The sequence below is a fragment of the Oscillibacter sp. KLE 1728 genome, from assembly GCF_934833455.1.
GTDB lineage: Bacteria > Bacillota > Clostridia > Oscillospirales > Oscillospiraceae > Oscillibacter > Oscillibacter welbionis.
This window is the reverse complement of the sequence record NZ_CAKVVF010000020.1, coordinates 1-22,067: the sequence shown is the minus strand read 5'-3', so window position 1 is coordinate 22,067 and position 22,067 is coordinate 1. Positions and strand designations below refer to the sequence as shown.

Annotated in this window: 19 protein-coding genes; 1 reads left to right on the top strand and 18 read right to left on the bottom strand. The window is 64.3% G+C overall.

The window, feature by feature from the left end; all coding sequences use genetic code 11:
• Position 1: 1 nt before the first annotated feature.
• From QVE23_RS03715 to QVE23_RS03685, 7 genes are all read right to left on the bottom strand, one after another.
• Entirely contained in the window at positions 2–850 is an 849-nt protein-coding gene (locus tag QVE23_RS03715) for an energy-coupling factor transporter ATPase (RefSeq protein ID WP_025544872.1), read from the bottom strand.
• A gap of 16 nt (positions 851–866) precedes the next feature.
• Positions 867–1,457, bottom strand: coding sequence for a VanZ family protein (locus QVE23_RS03710; RefSeq protein WP_273482644.1), 591 nt, complete (start codon positions 1,455–1,457; stop codon positions 867–869).
• A gap of 4 nt (positions 1,458–1,461) precedes the next feature.
• Positions 1,462–2,325: a class I SAM-dependent methyltransferase gene (locus tag QVE23_RS03705; RefSeq protein WP_287967588.1), complete on the bottom strand. Its 864-nt coding sequence runs from the start codon at positions 2,323–2,325 to the stop codon at positions 1,462–1,464.
• Between the two features lie 150 nt (positions 2,326–2,475).
• Positions 2,476–3,057 carry a flavodoxin family protein gene (locus QVE23_RS03700; protein ID WP_119310874.1) on the bottom strand — a complete coding sequence of 194 codons (582 nt, stop codon included), beginning with the start codon at positions 3,055–3,057 and terminating at the stop codon, positions 2,476–2,478.
• A gap of 125 nt (positions 3,058–3,182) precedes the next feature.
• Complete coding sequence (locus QVE23_RS03695) at positions 3,183–4,904, bottom strand: glycosyl hydrolase family 18 protein (RefSeq protein WP_136891705.1); 1,722 nt, start codon at positions 4,902–4,904, stop codon at positions 3,183–3,185.
• A 175-nt stretch (positions 4,905–5,079) separates the two neighbouring features.
• The gene (locus QVE23_RS03690; RefSeq protein ID WP_410762974.1) at positions 5,080–6,420 is read right to left on the bottom strand and encodes a 2-hydroxyglutaryl-CoA dehydratase; all 1,341 of its coding nucleotides are present in this window, start codon (positions 6,418–6,420) and stop codon (positions 5,080–5,082) included.
• A 3-nt stretch (positions 6,421–6,423) separates the two neighbouring features.
• A complete protein-coding gene (locus QVE23_RS03685) occupies positions 6,424–9,357 on the bottom strand; it encodes an acyl-CoA dehydratase activase (protein WP_136891704.1) in 2,934 nt (977 codons plus the stop codon).
• 229 nt (positions 9,358–9,586) lie between these two features.
• On the opposite strand from QVE23_RS03685, the gene QVE23_RS03680 reads away from it, so the two are divergent.
• Positions 9,587–10,171, top strand: coding sequence for an epoxyqueuosine reductase QueH (locus QVE23_RS03680; protein WP_136891703.1), 585 nt, complete (start codon positions 9,587–9,589; stop codon positions 10,169–10,171).
• A gap of 80 nt (positions 10,172–10,251) precedes the next feature.
• On the opposite strand, the gene QVE23_RS03675 is transcribed toward QVE23_RS03680, so the two are convergent.
• From QVE23_RS03675 to QVE23_RS03625, 11 genes are all read right to left on the bottom strand, one after another.
• Positions 10,252–10,596 carry a cyclic-di-AMP receptor gene (locus QVE23_RS03675; RefSeq protein ID WP_021749406.1) on the bottom strand — a complete coding sequence of 115 codons (345 nt, stop codon included), beginning with the start codon at positions 10,594–10,596 and terminating at the stop codon, positions 10,252–10,254.
• 102 nt (positions 10,597–10,698) lie between these two features.
• A complete protein-coding gene (locus QVE23_RS03670) occupies positions 10,699–12,291 on the bottom strand; it encodes an amidohydrolase (RefSeq protein ID WP_287826821.1) in 1,593 nt (530 codons plus the stop codon).
• Between the two features lie 187 nt (positions 12,292–12,478).
• A complete protein-coding gene (locus QVE23_RS03665; RefSeq protein WP_273482287.1) occupies positions 12,479–13,837 on the bottom strand; it encodes a PFL family protein in 1,359 nt (452 codons plus the stop codon).
• Between the two features lie 247 nt (positions 13,838–14,084).
• Positions 14,085–14,354, bottom strand: a complete 270-nt coding sequence (locus QVE23_RS03660) for an ACT domain-containing protein (RefSeq protein ID WP_025544749.1) — start codon at positions 14,352–14,354, stop codon at positions 14,085–14,087.
• Between the two features lie 108 nt (positions 14,355–14,462).
• Complete coding sequence (locus QVE23_RS03655; RefSeq protein ID WP_021751668.1) at positions 14,463–14,936, bottom strand: hypothetical protein; 474 nt, start codon at positions 14,934–14,936, stop codon at positions 14,463–14,465.
• Positions 14,937–15,046: 110 nt separating this feature from the next.
• On the bottom strand, positions 15,047–16,258 hold the full coding sequence (locus tag QVE23_RS03650; protein WP_021747792.1) for an aspartate kinase: 1,212 nt from the start codon (positions 16,256–16,258) through the stop codon (positions 15,047–15,049).
• Positions 16,259–16,343: 85 nt separating this feature from the next.
• Positions 16,344–17,537 carry a homoserine dehydrogenase gene (locus QVE23_RS03645; protein WP_287967587.1) on the bottom strand — a complete coding sequence of 398 codons (1,194 nt, stop codon included), beginning with the start codon at positions 17,535–17,537 and terminating at the stop codon, positions 16,344–16,346.
• A 19-nt stretch (positions 17,538–17,556) separates the two neighbouring features.
• The gene (locus tag QVE23_RS03640) at positions 17,557–17,997 is read right to left on the bottom strand and encodes an ACT domain-containing protein (RefSeq protein WP_021747794.1); all 441 of its coding nucleotides are present in this window, start codon (positions 17,995–17,997) and stop codon (positions 17,557–17,559) included.
• A 205-nt stretch (positions 17,998–18,202) separates the two neighbouring features.
• Positions 18,203–19,609: an aminopeptidase gene (locus QVE23_RS03635; RefSeq protein ID WP_267288356.1), complete on the bottom strand. Its 1,407-nt coding sequence runs from the start codon at positions 19,607–19,609 to the stop codon at positions 18,203–18,205.
• Entirely contained in the window at positions 19,590–21,266 is a 1,677-nt protein-coding gene (locus tag QVE23_RS03630) for an L-threonylcarbamoyladenylate synthase (RefSeq protein ID WP_021747796.1), read from the bottom strand. The genes QVE23_RS03635 and QVE23_RS03630 overlap by 20 nt, the downstream gene beginning before the upstream one ends.
• Before the next feature lie 155 nt (positions 21,267–21,421).
• Positions 21,422–22,067: peptide chain release factor 1 (locus QVE23_RS03625; RefSeq protein ID WP_287967586.1), on the bottom strand; the 646-nt coding region annotated here is incomplete at its 5' end.

The following is a 22,067-nucleotide window of genomic DNA, read 5'->3' as shown; positions in this document are numbered from 1 at the left end:
ATTACTTGGAAACGGCGGCCAGGATGGCGTCCGCGCACTCCTCCACCGTCAGGGCGGTGAGGGGCACGTCCAGCCCGTCTTTGCGCAGCCGGTCCAGCAGGTCCACCGTGTCCGGCACCGTCAGTCCCATGGACCGCAGCCGCTCCACCTGTGTGAAGACCTGCCGGGGCGCGCCGTCCATAATGACTTTTCCGTCGTCCATGACCACAACCCGGTCGGCGTCCTCCGCCTCGTTCATGTGGTGGGTGATGAGCACCACGGTGATGCCCTTCTCCCGGTTCAGCCTGTGAACGGCGGAGAGCACCTCCCGCCGGCCCACCGGGTCCAGCATAGCGGTGGCCTCATCCAGCACGATGCATTCCGGCTCCATAGCCAGCACGCCGGCAATGGCGATCCGCTGCTTCTGGCCGCCGGAGAGCAGATGGGGCGCGTGGCGGGCGAACTCGCCCATGCCCACCGCCGCCAGGGCGTCGTCCACCCGCTGCCGGATCTCCCTGCTGGAAACCCCCAGGTTCTCCGGGGCGAAGGCCACGTCCTCCTCCACCACGTTGGCCACGATCTGGTTGTCCGGGTTCTGGAACACCATGCCCACCGTCCGGCGGATGGCCAGCAGCAGATGTTCGTCCAGGGTGTCCATTCCCTCCACGTACACATGGCCCCCGCAGGGCAGCAGAACACCGTTGAGCGTCTTGGCCAGGGTGGACTTGCCGGATCCGTTGTGGCCCAGCACCACCACGAAGGAGCCCTGCTCAATGGTCAGGTCCACGCCCTTCAGGGCCAGAACCGGCTCCGCTCCCTCGTCCGCCGGGTAGGCGTACTGTAAATTCTCCGTTCGGATGATCTCCGCCATAGCTGTCCTCATTTCGTCAGTCTTGTATTTGCCGGACCCTGAACCGCCGGGTCCAGCCGGGGGCTGCCCGGTCCAGCAGGCACCAGCTCCAGAAGCCGCAAAAGGCCCCCAGGGTGTTGAGCCACAGGTCGTCGATGTCAAAGGCCCGGCCCACCAGCAGCTGCCAGCACTCAATGAACCCCGTGACACACAGGCCCGCGGCGAGCGCGCGTTTCCACGTGCACCCCCGCCACAGCAGGGCGGGGAAAAAGCCAAAGGGCAGGAACATGATCAGATTCCCCGCCAGGATGTAACCGTCGCCCAGGGTCCGGAAGGGAACCAGATTGACAGTCCCCGGAGCGAAGAAGGGATTCCCCTCCCCGTTCCAGCCGCAGCCCTGAAGCAGGTCCGCCAGGGCCTGGACGACCCATCGGGGCGTCAGGGTCACCAGGGCCATGCCGCCGCAGAACATCCAGAAGAGGGCCATCCCCGCCTCCCGGACCACCGGACTGGCAAGGCCCGCGGCGGCGAGGTGCCGCCGGCGCCGGGGGCTCAGGCACCCAAAGAGCGCCAGGGCAGGCACCGCCCCCGCTGCCAGCGTCAGCAGGTATGCCGCAGTCCGTCCCACGGCCTCACTCGCTGCACCAGCGGCCTGTGGCACCGCAGGGCAGAGCCAGGCCCGTCTCCGTCACCGGCAGGCCCAGCTCGTCCCAGGTGCACTTGCCGCCGTATTTGGCCCCCACCAACAGATGCAGCAGATACCCCAGCACCGACGGGGCCAGGCCCGTGGTGTAGGAGTTGATGAGCACGAACAGGGGCCGCTCCGACAGCACGCCGGCGCAGAGCTTCACGAAGTCGTAGAGGTTGTCCTCCAGCTTCCACACCTCGCCGCCGGGGCCCCGGCCGTAGCTGGGCGGGTCCATGATGATGGCGTCGTAGGTCTTGCCCCGGCGGATCTCCCGCTCCACAAACTTGCCGCAGTCGTCCACGATCCAGCGGATGGGGGCCTCCCCCAAGCCGGAGAGTCTGGCGTTTTCCCTGGCCCAGGCCACCATGCCCTTGGCCGCGTCCACGTGGCAGACGCTGGCCCCCGCCTTGGCGCAGGCCACCGTGGCCCCGCCGGTGTAGGCGAACAGGTTCAGCACCCGGATGGGCCGCCCGGCGTTCCGGATCTTCTCCATGGCGAAATCCCAGTTCACCGCCTGTTCCGGAAACAGGCCCGTGTGCTTGAAGTTCATGGGCTTCACCTGGAAGGTCAGGTCCCGGTAGCGGATCTTCCAGCTCTCCGGCAGGGTCTTCTTCTCCCAGTGGCCGCCGCCGGACTGGCTGCGGAGATACCGGGCGTTGGCCCGCTTCCAGGCGGGGTTCTTCCGGGGGCTGTCCCAGATGGCCTGGGGGTCCGGCCGCACCAGGTACTGCTCTCCCCAGCGCTCCAGCTTCTCTCCCCCGCCGCAGTCCAGCAGCTCATAGTCCCGCCATTGCTCCGCGATCCACATACCAAAATTCCTCCAGACAAACTCTTATCCATTGTAAATCATGTTATTATACCGCCTTGGGACCGTGTCCGTCAACCGTTTGGGGCGGTTTTATCCCGCCCATGCGCAGAAAAAGAGACCGCCGGGCGGCGGTCTCACAGGGGCTGTGCTTCAATGCACGGCATCCCACAGCTCCCGGGCAAAGGCCCGGGTGCGGGCCTCTTTCTCCGCGTCCATGAAGGGGACGTCATACCCCAGGTGCCGCTCCGCGTGGCTGCCCAGAAAACGGAGCTGGGCGTGCTTGCAGTACCGGCGCATCCCCTCCTCGAACAGGTCGCAGCCCCGCTCCGGGCGGTAGCCGCAGGTCAGCAGCAGAGCCAGGGCTTTCCCCGCCCACAGGGCGGGACCTTTTTCCGCCCCGTAATACTTGTCCATGCCGTACACCAGCCGGTCCAGCAATGCCTTCATGGGCGGCGTGCAGTACCAGGAATAGATGGGCGTGGCCAACACGATCAGATCGCACGCCAGCACCTTGTCAAAGATCGTGGGCACGTCGTCCCGCTGAGCGCAACCGAATGCCGTCCAGTCCCGCTGGCAGGCCCGGCAGGCCGTGCAGGGCCTGATCTCCAGAGCATGGAGCCATACAGTTTCCGTCTCCGCCCCCAGCCCTTCCAGCTCCTGCCGGAAGGGGCCCAGCAGGGCGTTGGTATTGCCCTGTTTTCTGGGACTGCCCATCAGAATGCACACCTTCATCGAATCGCTCCCCCTTCTCTGCCGGCCAATCTTGTTGGTTCCATCATACCTGGAACGGGACGGTCCGTCAAGGAGAGGACGCATGCAGGGCCGGGACAGTGTGTCCCGGCCCTGCGGCACTCTGTTCAGTTCTTTTCCAGCAGTGTTTCCAGCCGCTGGAGGATCACTGCCGTCTGGGCGCGCGTGGCGGAGCCGGACGGATCCAGCGTGCCGTCGGACCGGCCCTGGAGCAGTCCGGCAGACACCGCCCAGGCCAGGGCATCCCGGGCATAGTCCGCCACAGCGGCGCTGTCGGAGAAGCGGCTCAGGTCCGTCCGGCCCGCGGTATCCGCTCCTCTGTATTCCGTGTACCGGAACAGGATGGCCGCCAGCTGCTGGCGGGTGATCCGCCCCTCCGGGCGGAAGGTGCCGTCGTCAAAGCCCCGGACGATTCCCTGCTGTTCCGCCCAGGCCACCGCATCGGCGCAGTAGCTGTCCGCCGCCACATCGGTGAAGGGAGGCGTCCCCGCCCTGGGTCTGCCCTCCAGTCGGTAGAGGATGGCGGCGATCATGCCCCGGTTGGATGCCCGGTCAGGGGAAAAGGTGCTGCCGGTGGTCCCCTGCATCAGCCCCGCCTCATACACATATTGGACCGCCTCTTCATACCACGCGCCGGGGGGTACGTCCCGGAAGGGATTGTCCCAGGTGCTGCGGAAGGCCCCGCTGGCGGCAGCGATCAGCTCTCCCCCATCGTCCTGGGAGATCTCCCAGAACCCCACGCCGCCCAGACCCAGAGACCGGGCCAGCTGTGCCTTGGCAGCGAGGGACACGGCATCGTCGTAGGAGACGAAGGTGCGGTTTCCGTAGAGCCAGGGCACCTGCGCCTCTTCATGGCGGAACTGGCGGTAGTCCGTGTTGTCCAGATAGCTCTTCTTCAGCATCTTGTAGCTGACGGATTTGGCTGATGTGTAAGTGCTGTACAGGCCGTTGTTCTGGGCCTTGACCCCCTGGTAGGCATAGCCGTACAAAGGCATCCCCAGGACGATCTTTTCCGCCGGGATACCCTTTTTCAGATAGGCCTGTACGCAATCGGAGATGCTGCTTCTGCTCTGGGGCGAGGTGCCGGAGGGCGCATACAGGGGTGCGTTGAAGTCCGCGTAGGTATCCCAGGTGCCGTGGAGGTCATAGCCCATCACGAAGATGTGGTCCACAATGGCGGCCACCTTCACGGCCTCGATCTGGTTTAAGTACCAGCTCCCGGCGGCGCCGGCGATAGTGAGGGCGTAGTCCTTCCCGTCCCGGCGGCCCTGCCGATCCAGCTGCTCCCGCAGCTCCTGAAGCAGCAGAGTGAAGTTCTGCTTGTCCGCCGGGCGGTGGATGGTCCCCGCCGCGCCGCCGGATACCGGGTACTCCCAGTCCAGGTCCACCCCGTCCAGGCCCTGCTCCACCACAAAGTCCACACAGCTGGCAGCGAAGCTCTCCCGCCGGGCCGCCGTGGCGACCGCGTCGGAGAAGTACTGGGAGTCCGACCACCCGCCCACGGAGATCAGCAGCTTGAGATGCTGGTTCTGCTGGCGCAGCTTCCGCAGGGCGGCCAGGTTCTTTTGGTCATGGGCGGGATTCTCCAGAGCAATGGTGAGGGTATCTGGGTCGATCTGGGCAAAGGCGTAGTTGATCTGAGTCAGATGCTCCGCCGGGATTTGGTCAGGGGTGAAGCCCTGGTAGGCCGCCCATCCGGCGTAGTAGCCCACCGCCTCTCCTCCGGCGGAATATGTACGCTCTTCCGCCTCCGTGGGGGTACCCAACAGCAGGGCCGCCATACACAGGACGGCCAGCGCGGCGGCGGTTCGTCTGATGAAATTTCGCAAGGGAAAACGCTCCTTTTTCAGATAATCGTCACCAAAATGCGTGTGTCGTCACGCCCTATTTTACCGGAACGGGCTGCGGGCCTCAAGGCACAAATGCTGGGAGCACGGCCAGAAAACAACAGCGCGGCAGACCCTCTCGGGTCTGCCGCGCCGGCACTTCCAGTTATGGCTTTGTTTATACGGAGACTGTCTGAGGCTCCGCCGCGCTCTGTGGGGTCTCTGCGGGCGCCGGAGTCTCCCGGGCACTCTGGTCTGCAGTCTTCTCCGCCAGCCGCTCCCGGGCCACCGCCAGCATCAGCTTGATGCGGTTCTCCTGATTCACCCGGGTGGCGCTGGGATCGTAGTCGATGGGGGTGATGTTGGCCTGGGGGTACAGCTCCCGGATCTTGTTGATCATCCCCTTGCCGCAGATGTGGTTGGGCAGGCAGCCGAAGGGCTGGGCACAGACGATGTTCTCGTACCCGGCCCGCACCAGCTCGATCATCTCGGCGGTGAGGAGCCAGCCCTCACCCATTTTGTTGCCGGTGGAGATGACGCCGTCCGTCAGTTTCACCAGCTCCCGGAAGGGCAGGGGCGCGTGGAAGCCGTTGTCCTTCAGGACCCGGATCATCACCTTCTCCATGCCCTCGATGTAGTCCAGGATTACGCTTGACACATGCTTTTCCAGGAAGGTGCCGCCATACAGCCGGGCGGTTTCGGAGGGGTTGTAGGCGCAGTACTGCACAAAGCCCATCAGGCCCGGCAGGTTCACCTCGCAGTCCTGGGAGGCCAGGAACTTCTCCAGGTCATTGTTGCCCAGGGGGGAGTATTTCACGTAGATCTCCCCTACCACGCCCACCTTCACCTTGGGTACCCGGTGAACGGGAATGGCGGCGAACTCTGCGGCGATCTTGGGCATGGCGGCCTTGATCTCCCGGCCGGACCAGCCCTTGTCCTCCATGACCCAGCCGCAGATGGTGTCCAGCCACTTCTCCTGCAAAGCGGCCGCGTCCCCCTTGTGGGTCTCATAGGGCTCCGTCTGGGCCTTCAGGGCCACCAGCAGGTCGCCGTAGTAGATGCAGGCCAGAAGCTTGCGCATCAGGGGCAGGGTCATGGGGAAGCCGGAGTCCTTCTCCAATCCGGAGAAGTTCAGGCTCACCACCGGAACCTGGCCATAGCCTGCCTTCACCAGGGCCTTGCGCAGCAGGTGGATGTAGTTGGAGGCCCGGCAGCCGCCGCCAGTCTGGGTGATAATCAGGGCGGTGTGGTCCAGATCGTACTTCCCGGAGCCCAGGGCGTCCAGGAACTGGCCGATGACCAGCAGGGCGGGATAGCAGGTGTCGTTGTGGACGTATTTCAATCCCAGCTCGCTGACCTGGCTGCCGCAGTTCTCCAGCAGCTCGCAGGTGTAGCCGGCCTGCCGCATGACGGCCGCCAGGATGCGGAACTGCACCGGGGCCATGTTGGGAATCAGGATCTTATGGGTCTTTTTCATTTCAGGGGTGAACTTGGGGTAATTCTGGAATTCCAGCTCCATGTCTCACGCCTCCTTTCTGGCAGTTTCCCGGGCCTCGTCCTGCTCATCCAGGGCAGCGAACAGGCTCCGCAGCCGGATGCGGACAGCGCCCAGGTTGGTGATCTCGTCGATCTTCAGCTGGGTGTACAACTTGCCACCCGCCTGCAGGATCTCCCGTGTCTCGTCGGAGGTGATGGCGTCCACGCCGCAGCCGAAGGAGACCAACTGCACCAGGTCCATATCCCGCTGGGTGCAGCAGTAGCGGGCCGCCGCGTAGAGACGGGCGTGGTAGGTCCACTGGTTCAGCACCGTGGTAGGGAATTTCTCCACCCGGTTGGAGATGGAGTCCTCCGTGATGACCGCGGCGCCGGCGCGGGTAATCAGAGTGTCGATGCCGTGGTTGACCTCCGGGTCCACGTGATAGGGCCGGCCTGCCAACACGATGATCCGGCGGCCCTCTGCCCGGGCCTGGTCGATGATCCGCTCTCCCTCCTTGCGGATGAGGGACATGTGGTGGGCGTACTCGGCGTAGGCGGCGTCGGTGGCCTCCTTCACCTCGCCCTTGGTGATGTCCGGGAAGTAGCTGCGCAGGATGGTGAAGATCTTTTTGGTGAAGTCCTTGGGCCGGTGGAGGCCCACATAGTCATAGATGAACTTGGTCTGCTGGACCTCTGGGCAGTTGCCGGCGATGACCTCCGGATAGTAGGCCACCACAGGGCAGTTGTAGTGGTTGTCCCCCAGCCCCTCATCCAGATTGTAGGTCATGCAGGGGTAGAAGATCGCGTCCAGGCCAAGCTTTGCGAGGAACTGAATATGACCGTGGGCCAACTTGGCGGGGAAGCAGGCGGTGTCGCTGGGGATGGTGCCCTGCCCCTTCAGATACAGGTCCCGGCTGGAGAAGGGGCTGTGGTACACCGCGAAGCCCAGCTTGGTGAAGAAGGTGTGCCAGAAGGGCAGCAGCTCCCACATATTCAGGCACAGGGGCAGCCCGATCTTGCCCCGCCTGCCGGGGACGGGCTTGTAGCCCAGGATCAGCTTGCGCTTGTATTCGTAGAGGTTCCGCTCCCCGGTGTCCGCCTTGCCGGTGACGGGCCGGTCGCAGCGGTTGCCGCTGATGAAGGTGGCCCCGTCGGCGAAGGTGTTGATGGTCAGCTGGCAGTTGTTGCCGCACAGGCCGCACACCCGGCTCTCCGTCTCCTGGCGGAAGTCCGCCAGCTCCTGACGGTTCAAAAGCGTACTGGTCTGATCCGCCCGGGCCTTTCCCCGGCCGAACAGGGCGGCGCCGTAGGCGCCCATGAGGCCAGCGATATTGGGTCGGATAACCTCTACGCCCATCTCCTTCTCAAAAGCCCGCAGCACCGCCTCGTTGTAGAAGGTACCGCCCTGGACCACGATGTTCCGGCCCAGCTCCTCGGGAGAGGAGGCCCGAATGACCTTGTAGATGGCGTTGCGCACCACGGACATGGAGAGGCCGGCGGAGATGTTCTCAATGGTGGCGCCGTCCTTCTGGGCCTGCTTCACGCTGGAGTTCATGAACACAGTGCAGCGGCTGCCCAGGTCCACAGGCCGCTCGGCAAACAGGCCCAGCTGGGCAAACTCTTTCACGTCGTACCCCAGCGCCTGGGCGAAGGTCTGCAGGAAGCTGCCGCAGCCGGAGGAGCATGCCTCGTTCAGGAAGATGTTGCTGATGGCGCCGTCCTCGATCTTGAAGCATTTCATGTCCTGGCCGCCGATGTCGATGATGAAGTCCACATTGGGCAGGAAGTGGCGGGCGGCGGTGAAGTGGGCCACCGTCTCCACCACGCCGTAGTCCGCGTGGAAGGCGTTTTTCGCCAGATCCTCTCCGTAGCCGGTGGTGGTGACGGACGCCACATGGAGGGCCGGATGCTCGTCATAGAGCTCCTGCAGCACCTGCCGGATGAGGGGCACCGGGTTGCCCAGGTTGGGCCGGTAGTCGGAGAAGAGGATGCGGGCGTCCTGGTCGATGACCACCAGCTTCACGGTAGTGGAGCCGGAGTCGACGCCGATGTGCACCGGGGCGGCGTAGTCCGCGCCGAAGGGCACCTGGGGCACCGTGGCCTTGGCGTGCCGGGTCCGGAACGCCTCATACTCCTCACGGCTGCTGAACAGGGGCGGCAGGGAGCGGTAGGTCTCCGCCGCGCCGTGCTTCTGCAGGTCGTCCGCCACCTGGTTCAGGTCGAATTCCTGGTCGGAATAGAAGGCTGCGCCCAGGGCCACGTACAGCAGGCTGTTCTCCGGACAGGTGCCCTGGACCCCCAGGGTGTGGTCAAAGCTCTCCCGCAGGACTCGGGAGAAGGTCAGGGGCCCGCCCAGGTACAGGACGTTGCCCTTGATGGGCCGGCCCTGGGCCAGCCCGGCAATGGTCTGGTTCACCACCGCCTGATAGATGCTGGCGGAAATATCCTCCGCCTTGGCGCCCTGGTTGATGAGGGGCTGCACATCGCTCTTGGCGAACACGCCGCAGCGGGAGGCGATGGTGTACGTCTTCTCCGCCCGCTGGGCGGCGGCGTCCATCTCGTCGGCGCTCATTTTCAGCAGCGTCGCCATCTGGTCGATGAAGGCGCCGGTGCCGCCGGCGCAGGAGCCGTTCATCCGCACCTCCATACCGCCGGTGAGGAACAGGATTTTGGCGTCCTCGCCGCCCAGCTCGATGATGCAGTCCGTCCCCGGGGCCAGCTTGTTGGCCGCCACGCGGGTGGCAAACACCTCCTGCACGAATGGGACCTGCACGCTCTCCGCCATGCCCATGCCGGCAGAGCCGGAGATGGCCAGATCCGCTTTTGCGCCGTGCTGATCCGCCACCCGGCGCAGCAGCTCCTCCGACTTTTCCAGAATATGGCTGTAATGCCGCTCGTATGTACTGTATACCAGATTATCCGCATCGTCCAGCACCACGCATTTGATGGTGGTGGATCCTACGTCAAGTCCAACTTTCAACTCTGCTTCCTCCTTCTGGGAAAACGGTTGCGTCAGAGTTTTCAACAGCTAACCGCATGATACCACATTAGTTGACATCATACACTTTTTCCATGGGATGTTCAATCGGCAATATTCTGAAAGACTGTTAATTTTTCGTTAAGAAACTTGGTTGGGAAAGGGGCTTGGCCTTTTCTCTCTTCTATGCTATACTGGTTCCATCTCAGAACCAAAGAGAGGCATTTTCGACATGGAACGCGTTTTGCTGCACACCTGCTGCGCCCCTTGTTCCCTCAGCTGCATCGACCCTCTGCGGAGCGAGGGCATCGAGCCGGTGGCGTTTTGGTACAACCCCAACATCCACCCCTGGAAGGAGTATCAGGCCCGGCGGGACTGCCTGCTGGCGTATGCCCCCACCATCGGTATGGAGGTCCGGGTACAGGAGGACTACGGTCTGAAGGACTTTGTCCGCCATGTGGCGGGAGACATCGACCACCGCTGCGCCTACTGCTACGAACACCGGCTGGAGGGCACGGCGAAGTATGCGGCAGAGCACGGCTTTACCGCCTTCACCTCCACCCTGCTGGCCAGCACCTATCAGAATCACGAGGCCATCGCCGCCGCAGCGGAGATGTATGCCCGGCAGTACGGTGTGGAATTTCTCTACCGGGACTTCCGGTCAAACTTCCGGGCCGGCAACCAGCGGGCCCGGGAGCTGGGGTTCTATATGCAGAAGTACTGCGGCTGCGTCTTTTCCGAGGCGGACCGCTATCAGAAGCAGATCGACCGGGACCGGGCAAAATTTGACGCGGAGGAGGCGGCCCGACAGGGCTGACGAGCTTCCCTTCGATGCGCAAAAAAGACCTGCACGGCAGCTGCCGCGCAGGTCTTTTTTGCCATTTGAGACGCAGGGATTCAGAATTTGCGAATATCGTCCAGCGACACGATGAACACCGCCGCACCGCCGGCCATGACCTCCATGGGTACCGGCGGCACCGCGGACATCTCCCCGTGGGGCATGGTCACGCTCTGGTACACGGTCTCCTTCCGGTGTCCCGCATACTTCTGCAGGACGTCCAGGGCCTCTTCCAGCCGATCCTCCTCCACGCCGATCATCACCGTGGTGCTCTTTTTCTTCAAAAAGCCGCCGGTGGAGCTCAGCACCGTCACCATGAAGCCGCGCTCATTCAGGTTGCGGATGGTGTTGTCGGAATCACTTCCCTGTAAAACGGCCAGCACCAGCTTGCTCTTTTTCTCCATATTGCTCACCTCCCATGTTCCAACGCGTTGGGCACGTCGTTCCTCCTTATTTTACCTCTCGTGCGAAAAATTGCAAGCGTTCTTTTCCACCCGGCGGCAGACTCATGCCTCCCGGCAGAAGATGGGAACGCCATCCTTCCAGGTCTCCAGTACCCGAATATCCCGGAGCTCCTCCTGCGGCACCGCCAGGGGGTCCCGGTCCAGAATCACCAGATCCGCCTGCTTCCCCGGCGCCAGGGTGCCCTTGTCCGTCTCCTCAAAATACTGGTATGCAGCGTGGACCGTCACCGCCTCCAGGGCCGTCCGGACGTCCACCCGCTCTTCCCGGCCCAGGACGCGGCCCTGCCGGGTCACCCGGTTCACGGCACACCACACCGTCTCCAGCATATCGGGCCGGATCACCGGCGCATCCTGATGGAATGTGAAGGGGATCCCCTGCTCCGCCGCCGAGCCTGCGGGACTGATGGCCTCCGCCCGGCCGGGTCCCAGATTTTCCAGATGGACATCCCCCCAGTGGTACACGTGGGCCACGAAGAAAGAGGGGATCACCCCCAGCCGCTTCACCTCCGGCAGTTGGTCCCTGCCCAGCAGCTGGGCGTGGATCATCACCGGCCGCAGTGCCGCCAGATCCACGCCTTCCCGCGCCGCCGCATCCAGCGCCGCCAGATACTGGGCGCAGGCGGCATCCCCGTTGCAGTGGGCCAGCAGCTGCATCCCATCTGTCCCGGCCCGGCGGACCATGCCCAGCACCTCTGCGTCCGTCAGGGTGCCGTAGCCCCGGTATTCCTGCTCCCCCTGATAGGGCCGCCGCAGCCAGGCGGTACGTCCCTGGGGAGATCCGTCCAGAAACATCTTGTACCCGCCCAGCTTGAAGCGCCGGTGATATTGCCGGACACTCTCCGGAAATGCCTGCCGGGCCGCCTCCGCTCCCTCCGGATCTCCGTAGGCAACCACATCCAGCTTCAGGGACCCGTCCGCCAGCAGGGCCTGATACAGGGGTACCAGCTCCCGGCGCAGCAGCCCTTCCTGCACGGTGGTGATTCCGTAGGAGGCGTACAGGTCCTGGGCCTTCCGGTAGGCCGCCAGAAACGACTCCAGCGGCCTCATGGGCACCCGCTTCTGGAACTCCAGAAAGGCGTTTTCCTCCATGTAGCCGGTGAGGGTGCCGTTCTCCCGCCCGATGACGCCTCCGGCGGGGGCAGGCGTCTGCGCAGTGACACCCAGCCGCTCCAGCGCCGCGGTGTTGAACACGCCCATGTGGCCGGACTGGTGGCAGATCACCACCGGGTTGTCCGGCGCCGCCGCATCCAGGCAGAGCCGATCCGGGTGGCGCCGCTCCGAGAGCAGGTTGTGGTCGTACCCCTGTGCCGTTACCCACTGCCCGGCAGGGATGCGCTCCCGCCGGATGTAGTCCCGGATCCGGTCCTGCATGTCCGCCCAGGAGGTGCAGCCCTCCAAAGACACCTGCAGAAACTGGTTGGCCACCGCCGTAAAGTGGCTGTGGGCGTCCAGAAACGCCGGCAGCAGCGTCCTGCCTGCCAGATCCACCCGGCGGACGTCGATTCCCGTCTGGTCCTCCACTGCCGTCCTGCCCCCCACGGCGGCGATCCGGCCGTTGCGCACCAACAGGGCCTGGGCATCAGGGCTGTTCCGCTCCAGAGTGCGGATGGTGCCGTTTTCAAAGAGAATGTCCATGCGATTCCTCCTTTTCTCCCAGTTTACCGCGGCAGGGCGCGTCCCATACCCCGGCGTGAAACTCCAAGTATAGGACAGTATGCCGCGAAAAGGCGTGAGCCCTGCTGCACATGAAGCTGCGGCATATCTGAACGCCTTTCCCCATCTGTATGGCAAAACAGGCCGCCCTTCCGGACGGCCCGCTGGCTCAGTTCTTCAGGCTGTGGAGGGGCGCCGGGATGCGGCCGCCCCGGGCGATAAAGTCCGCGCTGGACTCCGGGTGCACCGGCATCACCGGGGCGCTGCCCAGGAGGCCGCCCATCTCGATCCGGTCCCCCACGGTCTTGCCGGGGGCGGGCAGCAGCCGGACGGCGGTGGTCTTGTTGTTCACCATGCCGATGGCCGCCTCGTCTGCAATGATGGCGGAGATGGTCTCTACCGGGGTGTCGCCGGGGACGGCGATCATGTCCAGGCCCACGGAGCAGACGCAGGTCATGGCCTCCAGCTTGTCCAGGCAGAGGGTCCCTGCCTCTGCGGCGGCGATCATGCCCTCGTCCTCGCTGACGGGGATGAAGGCGCCGGAGAGGCCGCCCACAGAGGAGGACGCCATGACGCCGCCCTTCTTCACCGCGTCGTTCAACAGGGCCAGCGCCGCCGTAGTGCCGTGGGTGCCGCAGACCTCCAGGCCCATCTCCTCCAGAATGCGGGCCACGCTGTCTCCGATGGCCGGGGTAGGCGCCAGGGAGAGATCCACGATGCCGAAGGGCGTGTCCAGCCGACGGCTGGCCTCCTGGGCCACCAACTGGCCCATGCGGGTCACCCGGAAAGCGGTCTTCTTCACTGTCTCCGCCACCACGTCAAAGGGCTGGCCCTTCACCGCTTTCAAAGCAGTACACACCACGCCGGGGCCGGAGACGCCCACGTTGATGACCTTCTCCGCCTCTCCCACGCCGTGGAAAGCGCCGGCCATAAAGGGGTTGTCCTCCACGGCATTGCAGAACACCACCAGCTTGGCGCAGCCCAGGCCATCCCGGTCCGCCGTGGCGGCAGCGGTATCCTTGACGATGCGGCCCATCAGGGCCACCGCGTCCATATTGATGCCCGCCCGGGTGGACCCCACGTTGACGGAGGAACAGACCAGTTCTGTCCGGGCCAGAGCCTCCGGAATGGAGCGGATCAGCTTCTCGTCCGCCTCTGTCATGCCCTTCTGCACCAGGGCGGAGTAGCCGCCGATAAAGTTGATGCCGCAGGTCTGGGCCGCCCGGTCCAGGGCCAGGGCAAAGGGCACGCAGTCCTCCGTCTCGCTGGCCCCGGCCACCAGGGCCATGGGAGTGACGGAAATGCGCTTGTTCACGATGGGGATGCCGAACTCCCGCTCGATGTCCTCGCCGGTCTTGACCAGCTTCTCCGCATACCGGGTGATCTTGTCGTAGATCTTCTCACAGGCCCGCTTCGGGTCCGGATCACAGCAGCTCAGCAGGGAGATGCCCATGGTGATGGTGCGGATGTCCAGGTGCTGCTGGTCGATCATCTCAATGGTAGATAAAATTTCCTTCTGGTTCAGCATAACGTATCTCCCAACGTACAAATTCTCTCTCAAAAGGACTCCGGAAACGGGTAAAAGAGGCTAGGGGAAAACCTCCGGTTTTCCTCAGTTCTTTTACCTCCGGCAAAAGAAGAATATTAAATCATTTTCGGCAGGGCGTGTACCTGCCGAAAATTCCTTGACCCAACCGCCGGGGGCGGCGTCCCCAGTGACCAACGTCTCACTGGGCGGGGGAATCTAAAGGGTGGACGCAGTCCCCCTCTTGAAGTCAGATGCGATGCATGGCATCAAATATCTCCTCCCGCTGGATGCGGATAGAGATCTCCATCTTCTGCCCCAACTGCTCCAGCAGGTCCCGCAGCTCGCCCACGGAGACCTTGGCCGCTCCCACGTCCACGGCCATGACCATGGTGAAGGAGCCCTGGAGGATCGTCTGGGAGATGTCCAGGATATTGACATTGTGCTCAGCCAGCAGGGCGCAAACGGCGGCGATGATGCCTACCTTATCCTGCCCCACGACGGTGACGATGGCATTCATAGCGAAGTTCCTCCTCATGGCCGCCCGCCGGCAAGCCCGGCGAGGCGGCATTCTCTTGTATACAGCGTCCGTATTGTACCACAGATGGGCGGGAAAGTAAATCCTCTCTCATCCCAGCGGATTGACGAATGGTCCCCAGCCCGGAGGCGTGAAGGTCAGCAGCATGTACAGCCCCGCCAGAAGCAGAGCCAGGGCTGCCCACAGCCCCGGGTGCTTTCTTCCGTCCGGGCAGAAGGCCGTGCCCGCCGCCAGCAGCACCGCCCAGACCGCCAGGCTCGCCGCGCCATTTCCCCCGGCGGCCGCCAAGCCCCAGCACGCCGCTGTCATAGCCAGGGGCGTCAGCACCGCTGCCGGCAGATCCTGCAGCAGCGTGCGGCGCTCCCTGCCCAGCCGGCCGGTCAGCACCCAGGCGGCAAGCAGCGGCCAGAAGGCCAGCTTGCTCAACTCCCAGGGGCTGGGACACTGGGGCACGAACGCGGCAGGCAGTCCGCTTTGTGCCGTGCTGTGGAGCAGCAGCAGTGCCAGGCCGCACACCACAGCCGCCAGATACCGCAGGGCAAAACGATTGAAGGGATCTCTCATGGTTCGCCTCACCTCGCTCCACTGTATGCAGCGCGGCGGCGGAGCAGACCGGAAAACAGCACAGGGCGCGCCGGTGGGCGCGCCCTGCTGGGCTGATGCTCCAGGCGGAATCAGATCTCGCCGAAGAACTTGTCGTGGATGGCCCGGACCGCCCGGTTCACGTCCTCCTCATCCAGCAGGACGGAGACTCGGATCTCAGAAGTATTGATCATCTGAATGTTGATGCCCGCCTCATAGAGGGCCTCGAACATCCGGGCGGCCACGCCGCAGTTGCTCATGAGGCCCGCGCCCACGATGGAGACCTTGCCGATGCTCTCATCCGTCTCAATGTGGTCGAACCTCAGGGTCTCTTTATGTTCCTCCAGAATCTGCTTGGATTCCTCCAGGTCCTTCTTGTGGACCGTGAAGGTGATGTCCTTGGTGTCCTCCCGGCCAATGGACTGCAGGATGACATCCACGTTGATGTTGTGCTTGCTCAGCAGGTCAAAGACCTGGAAGGCGACGCCTGGGTTGTGCTGCAGACCGATCAGGGCGACGCGGGCGATGCTGGTGTCCTTGGCGACACCGGCGATATTGGTTTTCTCCACTTTGGTGACCTCCTTGACTTTCGTGCCGGGCTTGCGCTCCAGGCTGGACACGACTTCCAAATTCACTCTGAACTTCTTGGCCAGCTCCACGCTGCGGTTGTGGAGCACCTGGGCCCCCTGCGACGCCAGTTCCAGCATCTCGTCGTAGGTGATCTCATCCAGTTTGCGGGCACTGGGGACGATGCGGGGGTCCGTGGTATACACACCGTCCACATCCGTGTAGATCTGGCACAGATCTGCACGGAAGGCCGCCGCCAGCGCCACGGCGCTGGTGTCGGACCCGCCCCGGCCCAGGGTGGTCACGTCCCCGTTGCGGTCCACGCCCTGGAAGCCGGTGACGATCACGATCCGGTGCTGGTCCAGCTCGGACTGGATACGCTCGGTGTCGATCTTCTTGATCCGGGCGTCGGAGTGGACGGAGGTAGACTGTATCCCCACCTGCCAAGCAGCCAGGGATATGCAGGGCAGGCCCATGGCCTCCAGGGCCATGGCGCACAGGGCCACAGAGATTTGCTCTCCCGTGGAGAGCAGCATATCCATCTCCCGCTTGGAGGCGTGGGGGTTGATCTCCTCCGCCTTGGCAATGAGATCGTCTGTAGTGTCTCCCTGGGCGGAGAGGACCACAATCACGTCGTTCCCCGCCAGATAGGTCTCTGCGATGATGCCGGCTACGTTGCGGATGCGCTTGGCATCTCTCACGCTGGTGCCGCCGAATTTCTGTACGATCAAGCTCATGGCATTTCCTTCTTTAAATCAGAATCAAGTCTCAAATCCCGGTTCCCGCCTGTTCCAGTATACACATCTTCCGGCGGTTTGGGGCTTATCCCAGCACCCGCAGACAGGCCAGGACGCGCAGGCCTTCGGCCTGCTTCCCTGCCTCGGCTCCGCTGATGCAGTCGGTGAGGAAGGCGGTCTCACCGCCGTCCTCGCTGAGGATCTCCACCTGGCCGAAGGCCGCGGCAGCGGCGCTGAGGCTGCCGCCGATGCGGAAGTAGTACCGGCTCCGAAGGGCCTGCGGGTCCTCAAAGCCCGCCGGGTCCGCCTCCCAGCCGATCTCCTCCCGGCGGGGGCTGGACTGAAGCGCCTCCATCACGTCCGCCACGCAGGCGGAGGCCGTGGGCAGCTCCCCGGCCCCCTGGCCGTAGAACATCACTTCGCCGGTGGCGTTTCCCCGGACCACCACCGCGTTGAACACATCGTCCACGCTGGCCAGGGGCTGCTCCTCCGGGATCAGATGGGGTGCCACATAGGCGGTACGGCCGCCGGGCAGGCGCACCGCCCGGCCCAGCAGCTTGACGCGGTAGCCCGCCCGCTGGGCGATCTTCACGTCCCGGAGAGACAGCCGGCTGATCCCCTCCATGGGCACATCCGCCGGGTCCACCTGACAGCCGAAGGCCAGATCCGCCAGGATACAGATCTTCCGCCCGGCGTCGACGCCCTCCACGTCTGCGGTGGGGTCTGCCTCCGCATAGCCCTTCTCCTGCGCCTCTTTCAGGGCGTCTGCAAAGGTGGTGCCGGCCCGGACCATCCGGGTGAGGATATAATTGGTGGTGCCGTTTAGGATGCCGTACACCTCGTCGATCCGGTTGGCAGCCATGCACTGGGTCAGGGGATGCAGCACTGGGATACCGCCGCCCACGCTGGCCTCGAACAAATAGTTCACGCCCTGCTTTTTGGCCAGGGCCAGCAGCTCTGCGCCCTTCTCCGCCACCAGCTGCTTGTTGGCGGTGACCACGTGCTTGCCGGCGTTCAGGGCCCGCTTCGTGTACTCGTAGGCCGCCTCCACGCCGCCGATGGTCTCCACCACCACCCGGATAGCATGGTCCTCCTCGATCTTCGTGAAGTCATCCGTCATCAGCTGACGGTAGGGCCCGTCCTTGAAATGCCGCACCAGAATGGTCTTCACCTGCAGGGGCTCGCCCAGCTTTCGCTCGATCTGCCGGGCGTTTTCCGCCACTACCTTGGCCACGCCGGTGCCCACCGTGCCAAGGCCCATAATCGCAATCTGTATCATGCGTCCGTTTCCTCTCTCTTTATCCTGCCAGGACTTCCACCCGCACCACGCCGTCCACGGCGGCCACGTCTGCCATCAGCTTCTCCAGGGTCTCCGCCAGTCCGCTGGTCTCTGCGGAAATCGTCACCGCCGCGCAGCCGTTGGTGGGAATGCTCTGGTTGATGGTGAGGATGTTGGCCCCAGAAGTGGCAAACACGGACAGCACGCTGGAGAGCACGCCGGTGTTGTCCTTGAGCATACAGTAAAAGGTGATGATGTGCTCCGCCTTCATATCGTTGAACGGCTGCACCGCATCCTTGTACTTGTAGAACGCGCTGCGGCTGATCCCCACCTGCTTCGTGGCAGCGCCCACGGTGTCCGCCTCGCCGGTCTGCATCATCCGCTTGGCCTCCGCCACCTTCACGAAGATCTCCGGCAGGGCGTTCGCGGCCACAATGTAATACTTGATCTCTCTCGCCATCTCGTCCGCCTCCTATGGCCATTTGTCTTTACACGCAAAGCATCTTACCATATTTCCGTAGGCAATGCAACCAAATTCGCCGAAATTCTTTTGACGAAAACAGGAAAAGTTCCCCCGGTTTTCTCCCCCTCACCTGAGCAGAATGCCGGATAGAAACAGGCGCCCCGGTTTTCACCGGGGCGCCTGTTTCCTGATCTCAGCCGATTCACTTCTCCGCCTGGAATACGGCCTTCATGCCCTTATAGGTCTCGTAGCAGTCCAGCTTGGACACCGTCTCAAAGGGCGCGTGCATGGACAGGACCGGCACGCCCGCGTCCAGCGTGGTGATGTTCCGGTTGGCCATATACATGGCCACAGTGCCGCCGCCGCCGGCGTCCACCTTGCCCAGCTCTGCGATCTGCCAGATGACCCCCGCCTCGTCAAAGAGGTTGCGGATATAGGCCACCGTCTCCGCGTCCGCGTCGGAGGCACCAGACTTGCCCCGGGCGCCGGTGTACTTGCACAGGCCGATGCCGTAGTTCAGATAGGCGGCGTTGCGCTTCTCATACACGTCGGAGAAGTTAGGGTCGTAGGCCGCCGTCACGTCGGCGCTGAGGCAGAAGGACTTCTCGAAACACACCCGCACAGCCGCGCCCTGGCTCTCGCACAGGTCCTCCATAAATGTGTCGAAAGCGGCGGACTGCATGCCCGTCACACCGTCGGAGCCGATCTCCTCCTTATCCGCCAGAACGCACACCGCCGTCTTGGCAGGGGTCCCCTCCAGATCCAGCAGGGCCCGCAGGGCGGCGTAGGCACACACCCGGTCATCATGGCCGTAGGCGCCGATCATGCTGCGATCCAGGCCGATGTCCGTGGCCTTTACCGCCGGCACCGCCTCCAGCTCCGCGGAGGTGAAGTCATCCTCCGTGATGCCGTACTTTTCGTTCAGCAGCTTCATCACCGCCAGCTTCACACGGCCGGACTCCTCCGCGTCCCCGATCGGCTCGCTGCCCAGCAGCAGGTTCAGGGTCTCAGCGGGAATGGCCTCCGCCAGCGGCTTCTTGTTCTGCTCCGCGCCCAGGTGGGGCAGCAGGTCCGTGATCACCAGCCGGGGATCGTCCGCGCCCCCGCCGATGTTCACCTGTACGCTGGCGCCGTCCCGCAGGGCCACCACGCCGTGGAGCTCCAGGGGAATGGTAACCCACTGGTACTTGCGGATGCCGCCGTAGTAGTGGGTCTTGAAATAGGCCAGTTCCCCGTCCTCATACAGGGGGTTGGGCTTCAGGTCCAGCCGGGGGGAGTCTATGTGGGCGGCAGCGATCTGAACACCCTCCGCCAACGGCTTCTCCCCGATGTGGGCCAGCAGCACGCTCTTGCCCCGGTTGCAGAGATAGACCTTGTCTCCCGGCTTCACCGCCGCGCCCCGGACATAGGGCCGGTAGCCGGCCTGCTCTGCCAGGCGGACAACCTCTCCTGCGCAGAGCCGCTCGGTCTTGCTAGTGTCCAGAAATGCCTTGTAGTCCGTGCAGTACGATTCCATGGCGCTCCGCTCCGCCGCGTCCATCCGGTCGAAGCCGTTGCGGCGGCAGGAGAGCAGCTGCTCCTTCAGCGCCTTAAATTCCTTGCTTTCCATGTGCTTTTTCCTCCTTGATGGTGTCGATCAGCCGCTGGAAAAACTCCCGGGCCTCCATTTCAAAGGCCGCGGCGGTATCGGCGGCGTTATTCAGCTCACAGTCGCACTTGCCCCGGTAGTACTCGTCCGGCTGCTGGGCGGAGATCCGCAGGCGGGCGTACTGCTCTGTGATGTTGTCCCGGGCCATGATCCGCCGGACCCGCAGTTCCAAAGGCGCGGTGACGGCTATCGTCCGGTCGCACAGCTGGTCCAGCCCGCCCTCCAGCAGGTTGATGGCATCGATGGCGAAGATCTTGCTCTCCGACGCTGCCAAGCGCCGCCGCACCTCCGGCACCAGATGGCGGGCCACAATGCCGTTGAGCTGCTCCAGCCGGTCCTTGTGGGAGAAGACCTCCTGTCCCAGCTTGCGCCGGTCCAGTTGGCCGGCTGCGTCAAACGCGCCGGGGAAGGAGACACCGATCTCATCCCGCAGGGGAGCGCAGGTCTCCAACATCTCATGGTACAGGGCGTCGCAGTCGATGACCTCGCCCCCCAGGGAGCGGATGGCCCGCAGGGCGCTGGACTTGCCCGCGCCGGTGCCGCCGGTGAGGCCCAGCACCACCCGCTCACTGTCCGCCTCCACCACATGGAAGCCGGCGGCCTTTTTCAGCCGGTTGCCGATGGCCAGACCCAATCCCCGGTTGTCCGGGCACTGGGCGAAGATCTCCGTCACATCGCTGGTGTCAAAGGTCCGCAGGGCGTCGAACACCCGCTGGGCCTGGACCAGCTTGTCGCCTACAGGCCCCAGGGTGTGGACCTCCTGCTCCCGGAACAGGTCCACAAACTCCTCGAAGCAAATGACGCCGGAGGTGGGCCCCACCCGCCGCAGGATCTCCTGGGCGGACTTCTCCGGCGCGCCGGTGATGACGGTGACCGGCGCCTTGGGGGCGTAGTGGCGGTACTTCATGCCGGGGGCTTTGGGCTTCTCGCCCTCCGCCAGGGCGCCGTTGACGGCCTTATCCACGTCGATCTTGCCGATGAGCCGCTCCAGGTCCTCCAGGGGCAGTCCGCCGGGACGCAGCAGCCTGGGCGGGTCGCAGGTCAGGTCCAGAATCGTGGACTCCACACCCACCGCACAGGGACCGCCGTCCACCACGCCGCTGATCCGGCCGTCCATATCCTCCAGCACGTCCTGGGCAGTCGTGCAGCTGGGCCGGCCGGAGAGGTTGGCGCTGGGGGCCGCGATGGGGATGCCCGCCTCCCGGATGATCGCCAGCGTCACCGGGTGGTTGGGGCAGCGCACCGCCACCGTGTCCAGCCCGGCGGTGGTCTCGTCCGGGATGATGGGCCGCCGCTTCAGGATCATAGTCAGGGGGCCGGGCCAGAATTTCCGGGCCAGCACATAGGCCAGGGGCGGCACGTCGGCGCAGTAGCGGGGCAGCCACTGGGCGCCGGTCACATGGATGATGAGGGGATTGTCCTGGGGCCGGCCCTTGGCCTCAAAGATCCGCTTCACCGCGGTGCCGTCCAGAGCGTTGGCCCCCAGGCCGTACACCGTCTCCGTGGGGATGCCCACCAGGCCGCCGTCCCGCAGGATCTTGGCCGCTGCGCCGATCTTGTCCTCGATCTCCTTCTGCTGACCCTTGGTGTCCCGCAGGTCAAAATATCGTGTCTGCATATCTCTTCGCCTCTATCTCTCTTCGCCGGAGATCTCCCCGGCCTTATTGCTTACTCTTTCTGCGTCTCCAAAGGGCTCCGCGGCGTCCCGGCAGGCTGCCGGAAGTGCAGCCCCTCCACGGCGCCGCTCTATCCGGGCCGCCGTACAGCTCTGTTTTATGGTTCCCCGCCGCCGTTCTTCAGCTTCTCCGCCTGGTCGGCGGTCACCAGGGCGTCGATGAGCTCATCCAGTTCCCCGTCCAGGACTGCGTCGATCCGGTACAGCGTCAGGCCGATCCGGTGATCCGTCACCCGGCCCTGGGGGAAGTTGTAGGTGCGGATCTTCTCGCTGCGGTCGCCGCTGCCCACCTGACTCTTCCGCTCTCTGGCGATGTCGGCATCCTGCTTTTCCCGCTCGATCTCATACAATCTTGACGCCAAAAGGCGCATGGCCTTGTCCCGGTTCTGGAACTGGCTGCGCTCCTGCTGGCATTCCACTACCAGGCCGGTGGGCCGGTGGATCAGCCGCACGGCGGAGGACGTCTTGTTCACATGCTGGCCGCCCGCGCCGCTGGCCCGGTAGACCTGCATCTCGATATCCGCAGGGTCCAGCTTCACGTCCACCCCTTCCGCCTCCGGCAGCACGGCCACCGTGGCGGCGGAGGTCTGGATGCGGCCATTGGACTCCGTCACCGGCACCCGCTGGACCCGGTGGACGCCGCTCTCGAATTTCAGCCGGGACCAGGCGCCCTCGCCTTCAATGAGGACGCTGCACTCCTTCACGCCCCCCAGCTCCGTCTCGTTCAGCTCCACGGTGTCGGTC